Below are 19,174 nucleotides of genomic sequence, written 5' to 3' on the forward strand. Positions count from 1 at the left end.
GAGCGCGCCTCGCTTGTGTTATGACTTCAAATATTTCTCAATAATTTTGTCATATTCACCGTTTTTCTTTAGGTTTTCAAGCCCTTTATTGATTTTCTTCAATAAGTCCTGATTTTTCCCCTTCATGACTGAGATCCCGTATTGGTCGCCATTCAAGCGGTCTCCAACTGTTTTCAATTTCAAGTCTTGCTGTGCGATCGCATACGTAATGACAGGATAATCCTCAATTAAAGCATCTGCATTTCCATTAGATACTTCTTGGAACATAGATGGACTGTCATTGAATTGAACTACTTCATACCCATATTTGTCTGCGTTATCTGATGCAAATTTTGCACCTGTTGTCCCATTTTTAACAGCTAGCTTTTTCCCCTTTAAATCATCAATCGATTTGATGCTGCTGTCCTTTTTCACAACAACTGTCAGACCAGCGTCGAAGTATGGATCTGAGAAATCCACTTTCTTTTTACGTTCATCTGTAATACTCATACCACCCATTCCAACATCAAGCTGACCTGCTTGCATCGCTGGAATAATCCCTGAGAAATCCATTGCTTCAAGCTTCACTTTGAAGTCTTGGTCTTTCGCAATGGCGTTAATTAAATCAACGTCTATTCCCACCGTTTTACCGCCCTTTTCAAATTCAAATGGCGGATATGTTACATCTATCCCGATTTTATATGTCCCTTTGCCTTCTCCCGAACCGCTGTCTGATTTTGAACCACAGGCTGCCATGACGAGCACAACAATTAGTCCCATGATCAGTAACATCGATTTCTTCATAAAACACGACCCCCAATTGTCAGTTTTGTCTAAATATTCGCAATAACAATCTTACTATACCACGCTAAAGCTATACTGTGTGATATTTTTTATCAATACCAAAGATCCATACAATTCTAGATCGATAGTCTCTTTAAATTTTACTTTTTTGCGAATAACTCATTTTATTCTGAAAGAAGCATGTTTCACAATATTCATGTGATATAATCTCACAAAAAACCGCGAACACTCCTTTATAAATACCACTTCTTTCTCACCTATGAAAAAACCCTCTTTCACTGTCTCTCTTCCTCTATTGATATCCTGATATATTTTTTCAACATCCTCTTTTTACCTAAAAAAATGTAAGCGTATACAATTCGATCACTACTCCCTAATTTTTTCACTACTGGTTGAATTTACATCAAAAAACATGTTTTACAAATTGAGATAGACCGCTTAAAATATAAGAAGATACTTAATATGGAAAGATGATTCAGACAAATAAGAATCAGCAGAAATGAATAGGTGAAGAAAGGAGGATACCAATTGGCAGAAACAGGTGTTTTGTCATCCGTTGATGTAGCAAATATGCTAAATGACTGGTATGTCTTGATGAAAAAAAGAGACATACAAGAAGCAATACAGCTAAAAGAAGAGATTCTTCAAGCATTTGATCGAATGGAAGAGAATCAAGATGTCTTACTCTACTATCAACTTTTAGAATACCGTTTCAAAGATTTAGTCGAAGATACAGCTTCGTTAGATCACAGTCTTTTTGTGGATGAAAATGCGATTCGTACAGATGATATGCTCAGCTACTATTTCTATTTCTTTAAAGGCATGTATGAAATGCGCAGAGGGAATCAAGATACAGCATTTCACCATTTGAAATTGGCCGAGGATAAATTAGATCTCGTTCATGATGACATTGAAAAGGCAGAATTCCATTATAAAACAGGATGTCTATACTATAATATAAGATCCACACTTCTCTCCATCCACCACTTAAAAAAGGCTTCGTCTATTTACGACGCAGATCCATGTTATGTGAAAAAATCAATCAGCTGTCAAATGATGCTTGCTCTGAATTATGCGGATCAATCGAAATATGATGAGGCAGAAACTTTGTTTCAACAGGTGATTTACTCACTAGAACAGATGGAGGATCCGGATTTACTTGGCCACGCGTATTGCAATGCAGCTTTTATTAAAAGTCTAAGAAATGAATACAGTGAAGCTGTGCCGCTCCTAGAAAAAGCTTTATTGATTGAGTCATTCGAAACTTCTTCCCCAGGCGGCTATTTACTGGCCTTGTATGCCTACACGAAAGCGCTGTTTAAGCTGAAAAAGCCTGGTTTGTTCCACTATTATGTACAGCTTTCACTTCAAAAAGCAGAAAATTTAAAACAACGAAACATTTCACTTAAATTATCCATTTTAGAAACATTGATGCTCCAACCAAACAACATGATTGAGCAGATCATTTCTTATTGTGATCAATTGGAATCTATGAATTTCCTTGTTGATCTTGAGGCTATCTGTCAGGATGTAGCCGCCTACTTAACTGAAAATGGTCTTCCGAAAGAAGCAATTTATTTTCAGAACAAGGCGTTGTCATTCAAAACTTGTTAAGAAGATGGAGTGATGTATGATGAAAAAATGGCTGATCTCAAGTGCGATTTTTACGTTCTTGATTACAGGTGTTTTGATTGGCACTTCTACTCAAAAAGAGAGCCAGTCTGCACAATCGCAAGATGACGGTACGATTATTCAAAAGAGAGATCGAGGCACCAACCCTTAATAAGACTAAAAAGAGTAGCTGTCATTCAAAACAGCTACTCTTTTTTATTGGTTAATCAATTTCTCGTTTGATATTTTGCATTTTTTCATCTAAGTAGTGAGCGATATCTGCCGCTTCCTTTAGTTCATCGGTGAGCTGATGAGGAACATCGTTTTGCAGTTTATAATAGATTTTATGTTCGAGACTCGCCCAGAAATCCATCGCAATGGTCCGCACCTGAATTTCAACCTTCACATGCTCCACACGATTCGTTAGGTAAACAGGAATCTCAACAATTAAATGAAGACTTCGATAGCCATTTGGTTTCGGATGCTGAATGTAATCTTTCACTTCAAGGATCTTTAAATCCTCTCTTTGCCTCAGAACATCAATAATGTTATAGATATCTTGAATAAACGAGCAGATGATGCGGACACCAGCGATATCATGTATGTACTCCTTGGCACATTGTGTGGTGATGTCACATCCTTTTCTCGCTAGTTTATTCACGATGCTTTCAAAGGATTTGATCCGTGATTTTGTATGCTCTATTGGGTTGTGTCCATGGATTAAATTATATTCCTGACTAATAATCGAAAACTTTGTATCCATTTCATCTAATGCAAATTTATATACTAATAATTCATTTTTCCAGTCTTCCATGACACTTTTCAAATCTTCTACATGAGTTGCTGACATATTCATTTCTTTTTGTCATCTCCTTTTGGCAAACAGCTGTTACACTGCTTTCCGTTTACTAGACGGAGAGAGAACGCAAATGGTTTTAAAAAAGTACATCTTAGCCCCGTTGTTTGTAATAAGTCAGCGCGAGTGCCAGTGCAAGTACAGATCCTTTCACGATATCCATTGCATAATACGGGACAGACATCATCACAAGTCCATTTTGCAAAATACCGATGAGCACCGCACCAATAAACGTACCGAATGCGTTTGGTTTACCTGCTCCCATGACTGAAAACCCGATAAAAGCAGCAGCTACCCCATCCATTAAATATGGCGTTCCTGCGTTAATTTCTGCTGTCATCACCCTTGATGCCAGCACGATACCACCGATCGCCGCAAATAAGGCAGACAACAGATATGCTGCGATTTTGTATTTGTTCACATGAATACCAGATAATCGAGCGGCTTCTTTATTTCCACCAATGATATACATCAATCGCCCATGCTTTGTGTAAGTCATAAAAACATGTGCAAAAAGCACAATGGCCGCCATAATCAAAATGATATAGGGTACCTGCCCAATCTTGCTGAAAAAGGCCGGGATGGTGCCAGTTGAAAAAGTGCCATCAGGCAGCACCATATTTTCAGAAATGGTCGCACCTTTCGTATAGGTTTGTGCCAGCCCTTGAATGATAAACATCATGGCTAGTGTCATGAGCATATCTGGAATCTTCATTTTGACAATCATCCAAGCATTCAGCAAACCGACAATAAGAGAAGCCGCCAGCGCAGAAAGGATCGCAATGAGTGGGTTTTGCGAGAACCATACAAACATGGAGATCACAATTGCATTTGATAACGTAGCAACTGAGCCTACAGATAAATCAAAGCCGTTCACTGCTAGTGAGATCGTCAGCCCTACCGCAATGATGGTTACAATCGAGATCGATCGTAAAATATTGATGATATTTCCTGACTGTAAAAATGCCGGATTGGCTGCCGCAAAGACAACAATCAATACGACAATCGTTAAGATGGTGCCATATTGATAAAAGAAATCAAACAGATGAAAGGATGGCCGCTGTTTCTTGATTTGTTGAACTGGGGCTGAAACTTGTCGTTCACTCATGATTGTCCTCCTGTTGAATGATATAAAAGCTCTTCTTCAGTCATTGGTGCCGTCATTTCCCGGGCAATGCTGCCATCATATAAGACGTATACTCGGTCGGCGATTCCTGCAATTTCTGAAAGCTCACTTGAAGCATAAATAACCGCTTTTCCTCTTTCAGCTAGTTCTGCAATGAGAGAGAAAATGTCCTTTTTTGCTCCAACGTCTACACCTTTGGTTGGTTCATCAAAGAGATAGACATCCGCCTCAGCCAACAGCCATTTTCCAATTGCAATCTTTTGCTGATTTCCACCAGATAGATGCTTCACCTTCGCTTCAAGAGAAGGTGTCTTGACGCCAAGCCGCTTGACGATTCCATCTGCTGCCTTCCGTTCCTTAGAACGATGTAAGAAGCTGAACGGCCGTGTAAACGAACGTAGACTTGCAGCTGTTACGTTCCATCCAACAGTTTCTTCTGTTAGAATCCCTTCTTTTCTCCGTTCTTCAGGCACAAGGGCAATACCCGCTCTCACAGCGTGATGAGGCGACTTGATATGAATGGTTTGACCATGCAGCTGCACAGTGCCTGACTTTTTTTCTGAGGCGCCGAATAGGGCTTTGCACAATTCTGTTTTACCAGCACCGACTAGTCCTGCAATCCCGAGAATTTCTCCTTTTTTCACATGAAGATGAATGTTGTTTAATTTATGCTGGTCATGCAACTCTTTCACGTCAAGCACAATCGGTGCATCCTCAAGCGTTGTACGAGATGGGAATTGTTCCTCTAATGGCGCGCCAAGCATTTCTTCAATGACCTGCTTTGGATCGGTTTCTTTAATGAGGTGTGCCGCCACATCGGTTCCATTCTTCATCACAGTCAGTTCATCACAGATGTTGAAAATTTCTGGCATGCGATGCGAGATAAAAATGATGCCTGTGCCGTTCATTTTCAATTGATGAATCATTGAGAATAGCTTGCTTGTTTCTGCATGACTAAGTGGAGCGGTTGGTTCATCCAAAATTAAAATGCTGCATTTGATCGACACAGCCTTGGCAATGAGCACCATTTGTTTTTCTGCCAGTGTCAAATCACTCACAAGACGCTTCGTCGAGATGTCAATGTCCATCTCTTTTAACAGCTGTGCTGCCTTGCGGTGAATCTCTTTCCAGCGGACGAATGGATTTTTCTCCATTTCATGGATCATCATATTTTCGCCAACACTTAAATATGGCACTAGAGCTGTATCCACTTCTTGATGGACGGTCTGCACACCGTATGAGGCCGCATCCTTCGGTGTATGAATGGTCGCCGCCTCGCCATTGATGTGGATGCTTCCTTCAAAATGTGAATGAGCACCAGAGAGAACTTTCATTAACGTTGACTTCCCAGCACCGTTAGCCCCAATCAGGGCATGGACTGTGCCTCTTTTTAATGTGAAATTTGCTTGATCTAACGCTTTGACTCCTGGGAATTCAATCGAAATGTTTTTCATATGAACAAGCGGCGTTGTCATAGGTGTCCTCCTTCTCTCCTGATCGTCAATTGAAAAACGAAACACCCTCTATGAAAAGAGAGTGCACGTTGTTTATTTTGCATAATGCTTCTTCAAGGTCTTCATCCAGTCTTCTTCAAAAGCAGTCGAAGAACCGAATCCTTTTACTTCATCTGCAAGATTGACCATATTGATGGCCTTTCCTGCATCCTGAAGCTGCTTTTGTGAAATGAGAGAGGCCTCAAGGTCATAGGAAGATGGCGTTTTCTCGCCAGCTAGTTTCTTCGCAAGAATCCTTACGTCGATTGCACCAATGAGCTTCGGATCGACAGCGGCAGTGTACTTCCAAGGACTGTCTTTCGCAGTCATTTCTTGGAGATCGGCATTAGATACATCAATACCGTAAATCTTCACTTCGGTTCTCCCCGCTTCTTTTAAAGCTCTTGCAGCACCAATCGCAAATGCATCCCACGTGGCAAAAATCGCATCCAGTTTACCCTTTGGATATTTATTCAGCATAGCCGCAACCGCATTTTGTGTTTGAACTGATGTATCAGAGGCCGCAACGCCAAATCGGTCAAGTTCCTTGATTCCTGTATGCTGTTTAAGCGTTTCTTGGTACACCTTGTTTCGTCTCACCATTGGAGGGAATCCGTCTACCCAAAGATACGCAATATTTGCTTTCCCTTTAAAATCAGCCACTAGCGCGTCTAATGATTTTTTCGCTAATTGTTCATCATCTTGAGACGTCACTGTGACTCCTTTGATATCCTTCAGCTTCGGATTTGAATCAAACGCCACAACTGGAATGCCTTTCGCCGTGATCTTCTTCACATCAGCGACTGTCGCCTCATCATCCCCATGAGAGATGATAAAGCCATCATAGTTTTCTTCTAGTGCTTGAGAAATGGCATCATGAAACTTCGCCGTATCACCATTTGCCGTGTAGACATCTACTGTAAAGCCTAGCGCTTCCCCTTCTGCCTTCGTTCCTGCTAAAAACTGAGCGGTATGATCGTCCCCGCCAATTTTACGGATGACTTTAATTTTTGCTCCCTGTCCTTTTGCAAATCGCTTCGGGACATTGTCAAAAGAGACCTTTTCGTTTGCATTGGCTTTTGAGCCTGCGCTTGATCCCGTACCGCAGCCAGATAATAGCACGGTCAGGACCGTCAATAATACAAGAGATGATGTCCAATATTTACGTTTCATTGCTGTTCCTCCTCAAGTTGTTTTATTTTTCACATCGGAAAACTAGGTAAAAAAGTGGAAATATGCCTGTGAACCCAGTCTTTTGATTCTAAAAAAAGAGATCAAAAAAGCCTCTCTTGATAAAGAGAGGCTTGATCACCGTTGCATGAAACATGTATCGGGAAGTCTTCCTCTCTTATCTGTCAAAGCTGTAACAGCTTTGCAGGAATTAGCACCAATTTCTTAGATAGAAACGGTTGCTGGGCGTCATAGGGCCAGTCCCTCTGCCTCTCTTGATAAGAGATCCGTTATGAAATTTGTTTTAGTTGAAATGTCTTCTTTACTTTAATGTGATGTCTCATCAATGTCAATGACTTTTTTGAAAATTTCTAAAATGATCATTTGCACCGAATGCCTTGTTTAACTGCCGATGATTTTCTTAGCAGGTGATGATGCCTTAAGACGGAAATCATATTTTTTCTCATTCACAAATTGGGGATTGAGGTGTGCTGATCCTTTATCTTGACCGCTTTTCGAGCGATACGTTTTGTAGCCTTCCATCCATTTCCCGCGCCATACCCACTGAGAGGCTTTTGCACCTTTGCGGTCATCGTAGACATTCTTTTGGAATGTATTCTTCTTGTTCACTTCGTAGAGATTCACGACTAAATAATGCGAAGCACTGGCTGTCATGATATTATTCGTGATTCGATTGTTCACCGATTGATATTGCATCAGCAATTGACCGCCTTCTAAGCCGGCTGTGTCATTTTTGTACAAAATGTTATGGGAGATGGTTGTGTTTGTGGTTCCGCCGCGCTTCTTGTCATATCCGCCAATTGAGATGCCTGTATAACGGTTTAAATATACTTGATTGTGCTCAATGCGAATGCGTTCGGCCATCTTCCCTTTATGTTCACTTGTGACCTCAATCCCAAGGTCATTATGATGGCTGATGTTATGATCGATCACGATGTCTTTCCCGCCATCCACATAAATTCCTCCTGCGGAGATGTCCTTGCCGTACGCTGGATTCCCAACACTCGTAATCTCATAAACTTTGTTTCTAGATACGACACCATTTCTCACTTGATCATACTTTTTAGAAGGTGCGACATTCTCAAAACCAATTAAATCAATCCCGATATTGTCCGTATGCCGGACTGTATTATGTGTCACGCGGAATTTTTTAACGTTTCCGTTTAGCACAAGGGCTTCACTAAAACCCAGCTTTAACTTTTCCACAGTGTTTCCTTTGATTTCGATGTCTTCAATGGCTGCTGGTGCTTTCGTTCCATAGACCGCAATCCCATGAGCATTCCCATTTTGATGTGTCGTCTGAATGTCGTACACACGGTTGTTAAGCAGTTTGACGCCTTTGCCGCTGCCTGTGATGAACATACCGATGGGTGTCACATCTTCTTTATTCGTTTTAATATGTCCGACTGTCAGTCCTTTCAGGGTGATATAGCTTTTTTGATCAATCTTCACAAGACCACCGTCTGCTTGATTTCCTTTAAGAGATGCTCCGCTAATGACAGGCTTCTCTTTTCCATACGCTTGAAAAACAACTGGTGCTTTCTTTGTTCCAGAATGGCGGACAATCAATTTCTCTTTGTATGTACCGCCTCTCATATAAACTGTTGTCCCAGCTTTCGCGATACTTGCCGCTTTTTTCAGCGTACGGAAAGGCTTTTGCTTCGTCCCTGGATATTTGTCGTTCCCGTTTGCTGCGACGTAATAGGCAGTACCTTGCTTCGCACCAGCCTCCTCCGTCATCGCTTGACAGCCAAAACTAATGGCGGTCATCAATAAAATCAATAAGGCGCCTGATATCATTCGTTTCATCTCGTTGTTTGCTCCCTTCCACTCTCTTCTACCTTTATCGGTTTAAAAAAAGAGGATTAAAATATGGCAATGCCCCTTGCAATGTACTAGTCAAAAGGTGTATGGTTGAAAGAATATCTTACAGGAAAATAAATCGCTTTTAAATTGTCAGATTAATCAGTTAATAACGAAATTGGATTTTATTTCTAAGGGGAAACTTCAGTAAAACCACGACAGAGAGGAGGAAAGCGCTTTAACAGATTTTTCTTGTCTGAATTCCAGAAAACCTATTGCTAATATTTTGTGAAGGTATAGAATAGAATCATAATTATTTCATATTATTAGAATTTTCAAATAATCAAACAGCAAGGAGATTTACGATGCCAAAACAACCCATCCGCGTTGAACTTAGTTCAACAAAAAAACCAAAACCTCAATCTGATCAACTTGAATTCGGAAAAATCTTCACAGACCACATGTTTGTGATGGATTATTCAATTGATAAAGGCTGGTATGATCCGAGAATTATTCCTTATCAGGCGATTCCAATGGACCCAGCTTCTATGGTTTATCATTATGGCCAATCTGTTTTTGAAGGCTTGAAGGCGTATGTGTCTGAGGATCAAAAGATTCTCTTATTCCGTCCTGAAAAAAATATGGAACGCTTAAACAGATCAAATGACCGCCTATGTATCCCGCAAATTGATACAGAAACGGTTTTAGAAGGCTTAAATGAACTCATTCGCATTGATAAGGATTGGGTACCTGATGCAGAGGGCACTTCTTTGTATATTCGACCATTCATTATTTCTACTGAGCCCTATTTAGGTGTTGCACCGTCAAGCACCTACAAGCTGATCATCATTTTATCTCCAGTAGGTTCTTATTATAAAGAAGGCATCCATCCGGTCAAAATTGCGGTGGAAAACGAATTTGTCCGCGCTGTTAAAGGCGGAACAGGAAATGCCAAAACAGCTGGAAACTATGCATCAAGTCTGAAAGCACAGCAAGTTGCTGAAACGAAAGGATTTTCACAAGTCCTGTGGCTTGATGGCATCGAGAAAAAGTACATTGAAGAAGTCGGCAGTATGAATATCTTCTTTAAAATCAACGGAGAAATCGTGACGCCTGAACTGAACGGCAGCATTTTAGAAGGGATCACACGGAATTCTGTGCTTGAGCTGTTAAAGCATTGGGAAATCCCTGTAACAGAACGTAAAATTTCAATTGATGAGTTAATTGAAGCACATCAATCAGGTGAACTTGAAGAAATCTTCGGAACAGGAACGGCAGCCGTCATTTCTCCTGTCGGTGAATTAATTTATCACGATCAGCCATACGTCATTCAAAATGGTCAAACAGGTGAAGTATCGAAGAAATTGTACGAAGCGATTACCGGAATCCAAAAAGGAACTCAGCCAGACATCTTCGGCTGGACAGTAGAAGTCGATTCGGTTGTCAAGCAGGCATAAGCAAGCGAAAGAACCTTTCATTTGATGAAGGGTTCTTTTTTTGTTTCTTTATCTCCTCCACTACCTCATAATGGAAAATATGGATCTATTCCACACTTAAGGAGTGATGGTATGTTTTTTACTTATTTACTAGCGTTTTTTGGGATTTGCATCGGATCAATCATCATCGCTACAGGTTTCGATGATTCATCGTTCTTCACCCGTTTTCTATTTAAGTTTCTCGGAATTTCTATCTTTGTTCTTTCCATTACTTTTGTAAAGGTGAGGCGAAAGAGGTTACGCAACAAAAAGGCGAAAAAGACTTAGATGTCAGTCAGCCTCTTATCAAATCGTGCACCAAAACAAGACCGATATCCCCACAATGGCCCCTGCATATATCCACTGTTTCCCTTTGATACTCCGCTTTCTCTCGATCAGTAAAAAGATCTCTGGTAAAAAGACGATGATGATTTCTAGGATAAAAACAAGATGATAAACTGGCGGCATCGGCTGGAAATCAAAGTCTCTTTCATCTCCACCGATGGTTGCGAAATACATTAACAGATTGGTTACTGGAATGGTAAAACAAACGAGCAAGCGGAGAACATACATCCACACATCCTGTCTATGCCGAATCAGACCAATAAATGAAGCGATGATTCCATACAAAAACAAAACCACTGTGCCGTAACTAAGTAGAGGTTGAACGATAAAGCCGTAAAGCATTAAACCAATTGCCACCATATTCTAACCGTCCTTTCTTTGAAGCAGTACATGTTGTTTTTTCTATCATACACTGCTTTCTCCGGTTTCCATATGAAAAAATCATAAAAAACGACCCCATAAAGGGGCCATTTTATTTTAAGCATTCACTGATTTGAAGAACTGCGGTAAATATTCACGGTGCGCTTCAAGCATTTCATCTAAGATTTGCTTTGCAATTTCATCAGATGGAACGAGTGGATTGATGGTCATGGCGACAAGAGCCGTCTCGTAATCTCCTGTCACAGCTGCTTCAGCTGCCACACGCTCGAAGGACTTGATTTGTTGAACGAGTCCTCTCACAGCCACAGGCAGATCACCTGTCGCGATTGGTTTTGGTCCGTCCTTTGTAATGATACAGTTCACTTCAACCGCTGATTCGGCCGGAATGCTGGCAATCGCTCCTCTGTTCACTGTGTTTACCGGTTGAATGTCATGTTTATCATTGTAGATGGAACTGATCAAATTACATGCTGCATCGCTGTAATAAGCCCCGCCTCTTTTTTCGAGTTGCGGCGGTTTAATCGATAAATCTGGGTCTTTATATAACTCAAACAATTCATGCTCGACTTGCTGCACAACCTCTGCTCTTGTTCCTTTTTCTTGAGCCGCTTTTTGTTCTTCCTCCAGCATATCTTTCGTTTTATAGTAATAACGATGATACGGACATGGAATGACCCCTAAGCCTTTGACGAAAGAAGGCTCCCAGTTTTTCGCTTCAATATTCCTCATGGACCACTGGCTATTTGGATTTCCTAATTCATCGAGCACTTGATCCATAATGCTGACCCCGTCTAAATACACATCTAAGCCATAGACCATGTGATTGAGGCCTGCAAATTGTACTTCAATGCGTTCGACATCGACATCCAGCGCTTTTGCAATGCCCATTTTGATTCCAATCGGCACATTGCATAGACCGACCACTTTTTTCAGATTCGTGTAGCGTAACACCGCCTCTGTGACCATGCCTGCTGGATTTGTAAAGTTCACCAGCCAGGCATCTGGGCAAAGCTCTTCCATATCCTTCACGATGTCTAGAATGACTGGAATGGTGCGTAGACCTTTAAATAACCCGCCTGGACCATTCGTTTCCTGTCCAATGACGCCATATTTAAGCGGGATTCTCTCATCCTTAGCTCTGGCTTCGAGCAGTCCTACACGAAATTGTGTCGTGACAAAGTCCGCATCTTTCAGAGCTGCCCGGCGGTCAAGGGTGAGGTGCACTTCAATCGGCAAACCTGCTTTTTCGACCATACGTTTTGCAAGGGCACCCACGATGTTCAACTTTTCCTGACCTGCTTCAATATCCACAAGCCATAATTCCTTTACAGGCAATTCTTGATATCGTTTGATAAACCCTTCGACCAGCTCAGGCGTATAGCTTGATCCACCGCCTATTGTGACAATTTTGATTCCGTCTTTCATGAATTGACACCTCCGAATTGCTTCATTTTTTCATGGAGCTCAATGATTTCAGCTGCAAGCTCCTTGACGGTCATTGCGTTCATCAGATGATCCTGTGCATGAATCATCAAGAGACTGACGTCGGTTTTCTCTCCTCTGATTTCTCCTTGGATCAGCTCTGTCTGTGCGTGATGCGCCTCATTTAACGCGTCTTGTGCTTCCTGCAATTTTTGCTTCGCCTCATCAAAATTGCCTTGCTTTGCACATGTAATGGCCTCCATGGCCGAGCTTCTGCCATTACCACCGTGCAAGATGAGTTGAAACACAATTTGTTCCAATTCCATCGGCCGCATCCCCCTTGTTCCCTCTATTACATGCTGACGACATTTTCATCTGTTGATGCTTTTGCTTCAAGCTCATTTTCTTCTTTCAATTTCTGCTTATCCCACATTCTAAAGAATGGATAGTATAGCGCAAATGACAAGGCAAGGTTAATCAGCTGCATGACCGCGCCAGAGATTTTCCCGCCTGTTGCGAGATAGCCTGAAATGATTGGCGGCATTGTCCACGGGACAGCGATCCCTGCCGGTTTTGCTACAAGTCCTGTGCTCATTCCGATATATGTGGTGATGATCATCATAATTGGCGTAAGGATAAACGGAATGAGAAGCATTGGGTTCATCACAATCGGCATTCCAAAAATGATCGGTTCGTTGATGTTAAAGATGGCTGGCCCAATCGCAAGACGGCCAAGCTGTTTCATTTGTTTACTTCTCGCACGCAAGATCATGGTCAGTACCAAAGCAAGCGTCGCGCCGCTTCCGCCGACATTGATAAAGATTTCAAAGAACTGCGCTGTGAAAATATTCGGCAGCACTTCTCCTGCTTGGAAGGCAAGACGGTTTTCATCCATCGCACCGAGCCAAATCGGACCCATGACTCCGCCGACAATGGTGGCTCCGTGAATACCACATGCCCAGAGGAGCATTTGCACACCGATGGCAACGATACTTCCGCCTAAGCTTCCACCAAGAATGGATAGTGGTGTGCCGATTAAGACCGTGATGATATTATGAATACTCTCAAAAGGTGTCATCTCAATCAGAAGCCTAGCGACCCAGATCAGCGTGATGACCACAAAACCTGGAATAAGTGCGATAAACGATTTACTAACTGCTGGCGGTACACCATCAGGCATTTTGATGACGATATTCCGCTGTACAATAAAGCGGTAAATTTCGGTGGAAAGCATGGCAATAATCATGGCAACGAATAGCCCTTTACTGCCCATCAGTGTGACGGGAATACCGCCATTCACTAGGATAGCTTCTGTTGATCCTTCAGGTGTGAACGGGACTTGATAAGGTGTGGCTAGAAGGAAAGCTGCGACAGCAATTGCACCAGATGACAGTGCATCGACTGCATACTTTTCAGCTAACCTGTACGCGATCCCAAAGGTCGCAACAAGTGCCATAATGTCAAAGGTGGCATTCACAGGATAGGATAGTTTCGTGGCCCATTCGGCTCCGAAGACACTTGCCATAAAATCGCTATATCCTGGAATCGGAAGGTTGGCTAAAATGAGAAACAGTGAACCGACGATAATGAGAGGCATGGTTAAAACAATTCCGTCACGCAATGCTTGTAAATGTCTTTGAGCAGCAATCTTCCCTGCAAACGGCATAACCTTCTCTTCTAGAAATCGGTTGAATCCATTCATCCCTTCCGCCCCCTTTATCCGTTCACTAACTGTTCAGCAGATTTTAAAACCTCAGCACCATTACATACGCCATAATGCACGGTATTAATCACGTCTACTGGAATTCCTTTGTCTTCTCCGAGTTTTTTCATTTGCGGTAATAAATAACGAACTTGAGGTCCTAATAAAAGCACATCGGCTTGATCAATATGATTTTTTGCAGCATCTCCAGATACTGCCCAAATACGATAGTCTTTTCCTTGTTCTTGTGCACTTTTCTCCATTTTTGTGACAAGTAAGCTTGTTGACATACCTGCTGCACAAACTAATAAAATGTTCATTGTAAACGCCCCCTTTTTGAAGTATGAAGCTTTTCTTTACACATTCATCATATTATGAAACCGCTTTCATAAACACCCATACTTTTTCCTTTAGGAAGCGGAAAAAGTTAATATCACACCATTAGTTCTTGTACGAAGGCGCTTTTTTATACATGACATCCAGCATGTCTTCAAAGGTGTCACAGGTGATGAGGTGCTGAATAAATTTCACATGATGGACAAGCTCTCCAAGCAGACGGTACATGCCTTTTAAGTCTTTGGCGTTCTCTTTTTCGACACAAAGCAAGCACACAAATTGAACTTTTTTCTCTCCCCAAATGATCGGTTTTTCTAATGTACAGATCGCCCAAAACGTCTCTTCTGTCAGCGGGGTCATCGGATGCGGAATCGCTGTATAATGTCCAAATGAAGTCGGTGCAGACTCTTCTCTTTCCATCACAGATTGTGTAAGTTCTGCTGGCGCTAAGCCCATGTCAATGACCTTTTGCGTGAGAAAGTGTATGACCTCTTCTTTTGTTTGAAAGGCGCGTTTTGTAAAGACCAATGCCTTTTTCATATATTGCGTGGCTAATGTCACTCTTGTTTCACTTGTCAAAGCTTCTTCTATTTTTAAAAAATCACTGCCTCCTAAAATCGTGTTCACTTGAATGACAGGAATCGGTAAATCCATATGAATGGGAATGGTCGTAATAATTAAATCCAATGCATGTAAAGAGACATGCGGAAGGGAATAAAGCTCTGCTGTGCCTAAAATGGTCAGCTTCGACCCAAATTGTGACCGCAAACGATCTTGAAGTAGCCTTGCACTCCCTGCACCAGACGCACAGACAATCAGGCATCGCTTCGGTGGTATCTCCATTTTCCTGCGCTCTAAGGCCGCACCAAAATGAAGTGCCATATAGCCGATCTCATTTTCATGAATGGACAAACCTGTCTCTTCTTCAATGACCCTGCTCGCCACAATCCCTGCTTCAAAGGCAATTGGATAGCCCGCTTTGATCTCATCTAGCATTGGATTTCTTAAATTCATTCCATACTTACACCGATTGATCGCTGGCTTTAAGTGCAAACTGAGGCCAATCAGCAATTCCGCATCTCCCGCTAAATCCAGCTGCAATTTTTGATCAATGGCTTTCAGCATCAGCTGAACAAGACGGCTCGTGTCATCATCCACAATTTGTTTTTGACCGCCCGTTGAAAAAGACTGTACCATTTTGGCTGTTCCTAGCAAATGAATGGCGATATAAACGATTTCCTCTTGTGGAAATGAGACATCCAGCAGCCCTTCAAGACGCTCAACCATTTTTTTGGCTACCTTGTATTCTTTTGCCCTTGGGATTTCGTTGATTTCTTCAGGCAGCACAGATACATAGTTTCCGTGTCTAATCCGTTTACAGGCAATAGCAATATGAACAATTAAATTATTCATGCAAATGTCTGATAGATTCATTTTTTCCTCGTTGATATAATCAATCATGGTTCTCTGAATCAATTCCAGCTCATGTTTTGGCAAAATCGTAACCGCCGTGTTCAGCATTGTTTGATAGGAACGCCGTTCATTGAATAAATATTCTGACATGCAATAACGGATTTTCATCTCAGATCCTTTAATCCGGCAGCCTTTATTCGGCTTTGCTTCAAGCTTCAGATCAAAGGGTTCGAGCTTACGTTTGACCCATTTCATGTCATTACTCATCGTCGATTTACTAATAAACAGCTGCTCCTGTAAGTCTTCCAGCTTCACATATGATTCCGCTAGAAGCAGCTTTTTCAAAATAAATCGAACTCGTTCTTCTGGAAGAACAGCAAGTGGTTCTTCCTGTTCGACTTCTTCCTTCATAAAACGGCGAAAGGCATTCTCATCGTTGATCAACAGCTCATAGCCAGCGCCCCTAACAGCTGATACAGCTGCTTGATAAGGGGCTAGACGCTCATTCAGTTCCTTGATGTCTGTTCGGATGGTGCGGCTTGTCACTTGTAAACTGACAGAAAGCGCAGCGCTCGTGAGAGGAGTCTCAGCTGCCATCAGCTGACTTAAAATGTGCGCCAGTCTTTTACTCAGCATTAGATCGGCCTCCTTCATTTAGGGTGGAGAATCTGCCTTGTTTGGACAGGTTGTATACGCTTACAGTTCTCTTCATTACTCATATTCTACTGAAAAGAAATAAAAATTGCCAACTCATTTATATGACAAACGCCCCTATTTATACAACCAACCATATCTAATGACCTATGAATCTTCTTCTAAGATGCTGTTGTGGAAATCATGAAAAAAAGGCGTTACACCTCCGTGTATCCGCCTTTTTCTTATGAGGAAATCAGTTGTGTAAAGACAACCAATCTTTTTTCATGTGTACCGGCTGCATGATCAAAAGTTCCCGTACATGTGATGAAATTGAGATTCCGTGTAAAGGCGTACCCGAAAAAAGCATTTGGTTTCTCTTCGCGCGGATAGCTTTTCACCTTGAGAACCTCAAAGGTTCGCTTTTCCCCTGACGAGGATGTCACAATGACTTTGTCTCCCTTTTTTAGCTCCTTTAGTCGATAAAAAACAGCTGGACCCCATTTATTATCAACATGACCATTTATGACAGCATTCCCTTTATCACCAGGCTTCGGACCATCTTCAAACCAAGCTGTGTGATCTGTATTTTGCGGAACACCCATACTGCCATCCTTTGATAAAGTCGTTTTCTCCACTTTTGCTTGGACATCAATCGCTGGAATGGAGATGTCAGCGGGAACAATACCCGATGGCTCATCTTTTAATGTGTCGTGTGAATGAGATTGATTCTTGGCTTGTTTTGCTGTCATTGGCTCAGGAGATGATGCAGTTTCAGAGGATGACTTTTCATCTATTGATTGGGATGCGCAGCCCGTGATGATGAGAAGCGTAAGAATACTAAACAGCCATCTTTTCACGCAAGTCGACCTCCTTTTGAAGAAAGGAACGGCACGATTGTGCACGTTCCCTCTTGTCTTGATGCCTGCTTAATTTAATTGTTTACGGCGAATGAGGAAGAACGCGCCCACTGCACCTCCGGCTAAGATGAGACTTGCCATCATCCCAGCAAATGCTTCATATGACATACCTAATGGACCGGCTGTGCCTCCCATACCTGTTTTCGGCATCTCATTTGGCATGTTGGATTTGAATAATTCAGGATGCTGATCGACAATAGCTGATGCGACATCTTGACCAACCATGAACATATGGCCGTATGCTTCTCTGACAGTCGGGTACAGCTGATCATATTCGCCATTGTGATAAGACGTGTACGTTTTGATGAGCTCATCAATATGGGTTTTCAACCCGGCTTCTAAGTCAGCCGCCTTCAAGCGGCCATCTGTCGCTTGATCTAAAAATTTTGCTTGTTTCATACGGTAAGCATCTAAATCTTTAACAGCCTTCTCTTTTGCTTGCTCGTCCCCTGATGCATCCGCTTTGACATAATCAACTAAGTAACCGATATGGCTTGACCAGATCGTTTTAAATTGTTTTCCTGCATCTTTTCCATAAACAGAAGCGATCGCATCTGATAGATCATTCGTGTTTTCATTTAACGCTGCTGCCGCTTGGTCAAAGTCCTTGCTGCCATCATTCCCTTTTTGCATAGCCACTACCGCGAGTGCCAAATGCTCTGAGAACAAGTAGTTTAAATCCTCACGAAGATCTGCGGCTGGAGTATCCACTGATTTTTGATCAAATTTCCCAGGAAATTGATCTGTAATCGCCCATGATACGCCTTTACCTACTTCAAACATATGATGAATGGATTTTCTGACCGTTTCATAGGTTGTATCAAAATCCTTTTCTGTGTAACTGTCAAAAGCTTTTAGCAGTTCATTGACGTGCATTTTTAAACCTTCTTCAAGTTCACTTGCTTTCAATCTTCCATCCGTTGCTTTATCAAGCATATCAGCTTGTTTCATGCGGTATTGATCAAGCTCTTTGACCGCTTTCTTTTTACCTGCTTCATCTTTTTTCGCTGTTGCTTGTACATAATCAACAAAGTAACCGATATGGCTTGACCAAATCTCTTTGAATTGTTTCCCTGCTTTTTTTCCATACACAGAGGCGATCGCATCTGATAGATCATTCGTGTTTTCATTTAACGCTGCTGCTGCTTGATCAAAATCTTCACTTCCATCAATTCCCTTTTGCATCGTGATCACTGCTAAATAAGCATGCTCTGAGAAGAGCTGATCAAGCGCTGCGCGAAGATCCGTTGCTTTATTTGACACCTCTTGTGATGATGACGACTTTTTTGCATCCCCATGCATATGTCCTTCGTGTGCACTTGCCATTTGAGCAGTTGGTAATAATAATGCTGCACTAAGCGGGATCGTTAAAAATGCTTTTTTCATTTTCATCTGTTTTGCCTCCTCTTTCCGTTTGTTATGTACTTAACGGAGAGAGAAGTGAAATGGATCATTCCCACAGCATATTTTTTTGTTTCATTCATTTCATAAAAAAAAGCCGGATTACCCGGCTGATACGTTACGACTTTTGGATGCTTTTCGTTCTTTGTATATTTTCCTCACCACTGGATAAATCACTGGTGCCCATTTGACAATTTGTTTCAGCCACTTTTTCATTTTCTCCCGCGCCTCCTTATTGTCATTCTTACAAGACGATTCCCGATCTTGTTATGAAATAAACAGG

At 41.8% G+C, this 19,174-nt stretch carries 18 protein-coding genes and 1 riboswitch; of the genes, 3 read left to right on the forward strand and 15 right to left on the reverse strand.

Annotated features, from left to right (window positions below):
• Positions 1–18 precede the first annotated feature (18 nt).
• Positions 19–783: a transporter substrate-binding domain-containing protein gene (locus MHI41_RS17920; RefSeq protein WP_148943751.1), complete on the reverse strand. Its 765-nt coding sequence runs from the start codon at positions 781–783 to the stop codon at positions 19–21.
• Between the two features lie 528 nt (positions 784–1,311).
• Here MHI41_RS17920 and MHI41_RS17925 point away from each other — a divergent pair.
• Both MHI41_RS17925 and MHI41_RS17930 read left to right on the forward strand, forming a co-directional pair.
• Positions 1,312–2,397, forward strand: coding sequence for a Rap family tetratricopeptide repeat protein (locus MHI41_RS17925; RefSeq protein ID WP_008345544.1), 1,086 nt, complete (start codon positions 1,312–1,314; stop codon positions 2,395–2,397).
• Positions 2,398–2,416: 19 nt separating this feature from the next.
• Entirely contained in the window at positions 2,417–2,566 is a 150-nt protein-coding gene (locus MHI41_RS17930; protein WP_017358698.1) for a hypothetical protein, read from the forward strand.
• A gap of 51 nt (positions 2,567–2,617) precedes the next feature.
• On the opposite strand, the gene MHI41_RS17935 is transcribed toward MHI41_RS17930, so the two are convergent.
• From MHI41_RS17935 to MHI41_RS17955, 5 genes are all read right to left on the reverse strand, one after another.
• Positions 2,618–3,250 carry a GTP pyrophosphokinase family protein gene (locus MHI41_RS17935; RefSeq protein WP_007497867.1) on the reverse strand — a complete coding sequence of 211 codons (633 nt, stop codon included), beginning with the start codon at positions 3,248–3,250 and terminating at the stop codon, positions 2,618–2,620.
• A 94-nt stretch (positions 3,251–3,344) separates the two neighbouring features.
• Complete coding sequence (locus MHI41_RS17940; RefSeq protein ID WP_017368303.1) at positions 3,345–4,358, reverse strand: ABC transporter permease; 1,014 nt, start codon at positions 4,356–4,358, stop codon at positions 3,345–3,347.
• A complete protein-coding gene (locus MHI41_RS17945; protein ID WP_342494374.1) occupies positions 4,355–5,851 on the reverse strand; it encodes a sugar ABC transporter ATP-binding protein in 1,497 nt (498 codons plus the stop codon). Before MHI41_RS17945 ends, MHI41_RS17940 begins: the two co-directional genes overlap by 4 nt.
• Positions 5,852–5,923: 72 nt before the next feature.
• Positions 5,924–7,042, reverse strand: a complete 1,119-nt coding sequence (locus tag MHI41_RS17950) for a sugar ABC transporter substrate-binding protein (protein ID WP_007497873.1) — start codon at positions 7,040–7,042, stop codon at positions 5,924–5,926.
• Between the two features lie 172 nt (positions 7,043–7,214).
• A riboswitch (SAM riboswitch) is annotated at positions 7,215–7,324 on the reverse strand.
• Positions 7,325–7,441: 117 nt separating this feature from the next.
• The gene (locus tag MHI41_RS17955; RefSeq protein WP_272511236.1) at positions 7,442–8,869 is read right to left on the reverse strand and encodes a right-handed parallel beta-helix repeat-containing protein; all 1,428 of its coding nucleotides are present in this window, start codon (positions 8,867–8,869) and stop codon (positions 7,442–7,444) included.
• A gap of 359 nt (positions 8,870–9,228) precedes the next feature.
• Here MHI41_RS17955 and MHI41_RS17960 point away from each other — a divergent pair, with 359 nt between their 5' ends.
• Positions 9,229–10,320, forward strand: coding sequence for a branched-chain amino acid aminotransferase (locus tag MHI41_RS17960; protein ID WP_008345553.1), 1,092 nt, complete (start codon positions 9,229–9,231; stop codon positions 10,318–10,320).
• 324 nt (positions 10,321–10,644) lie between these two features.
• Here MHI41_RS17960 and MHI41_RS17965 read toward each other — a convergent pair whose 3' ends face one another.
• The 9 genes from MHI41_RS17965 to MHI41_RS18005 all read right to left on the reverse strand — a co-directional run bounded on the left by MHI41_RS17965 (position 10,645) and on the right by MHI41_RS18005 (position 19,107).
• Complete coding sequence (locus tag MHI41_RS17965) at positions 10,645–11,043, reverse strand: hypothetical protein (RefSeq protein WP_025208200.1); 399 nt, start codon at positions 11,041–11,043, stop codon at positions 10,645–10,647.
• Between the two features lie 117 nt (positions 11,044–11,160).
• Entirely contained in the window at positions 11,161–12,489 is a 1,329-nt protein-coding gene (locus MHI41_RS17970; protein ID WP_007497885.1) for a 6-phospho-beta-glucosidase, read from the reverse strand.
• A complete protein-coding gene (locus MHI41_RS17975; protein ID WP_342494375.1) occupies positions 12,486–12,812 on the reverse strand; it encodes a PTS lactose/cellobiose transporter subunit IIA in 327 nt (108 codons plus the stop codon). Before MHI41_RS17975 ends, MHI41_RS17970 begins: the two co-directional genes overlap by 4 nt.
• Before the next feature lie 26 nt (positions 12,813–12,838).
• On the reverse strand, positions 12,839–14,188 hold the full coding sequence (celB, locus tag MHI41_RS17980) for a PTS cellobiose transporter subunit IIC (protein ID WP_007497888.1): 1,350 nt from the start codon (positions 14,186–14,188) through the stop codon (positions 12,839–12,841).
• 14 nt (positions 14,189–14,202) lie between these two features.
• Positions 14,203–14,508, reverse strand: coding sequence for a PTS sugar transporter subunit IIB (locus MHI41_RS17985; protein WP_007497889.1), 306 nt, complete (start codon positions 14,506–14,508; stop codon positions 14,203–14,205).
• Positions 14,509–14,629: 121 nt separating this feature from the next.
• A complete protein-coding gene (locus MHI41_RS17990) occupies positions 14,630–16,573 on the reverse strand; it encodes a BglG family transcription antiterminator (RefSeq protein WP_342494376.1) in 1,944 nt (647 codons plus the stop codon).
• A 242-nt stretch (positions 16,574–16,815) separates the two neighbouring features.
• Entirely contained in the window at positions 16,816–17,430 is a 615-nt protein-coding gene (locus MHI41_RS17995) for a class F sortase (protein ID WP_048001160.1), read from the reverse strand.
• Between the two features lie 69 nt (positions 17,431–17,499).
• The gene (locus MHI41_RS18000; RefSeq protein ID WP_342494377.1) at positions 17,500–18,882 is read right to left on the reverse strand and encodes a copper amine oxidase; all 1,383 of its coding nucleotides are present in this window, start codon (positions 18,880–18,882) and stop codon (positions 17,500–17,502) included.
• 111 nt (positions 18,883–18,993) lie between these two features.
• Positions 18,994–19,107, reverse strand: coding sequence for a hypothetical protein (locus MHI41_RS18005; RefSeq protein ID WP_008345567.1), 114 nt, complete (start codon positions 19,105–19,107; stop codon positions 18,994–18,996).
• Positions 19,108–19,174 lie beyond the last annotated feature (67 nt).

Origin of the sequence: Bacillus sp. FSL M7-0307, assembly GCF_038627835.1 — a bacterium.
Lineage (GTDB): Bacteria > Bacillota > Bacilli > Bacillales > Bacillaceae > Bacillus > Bacillus altitudinis.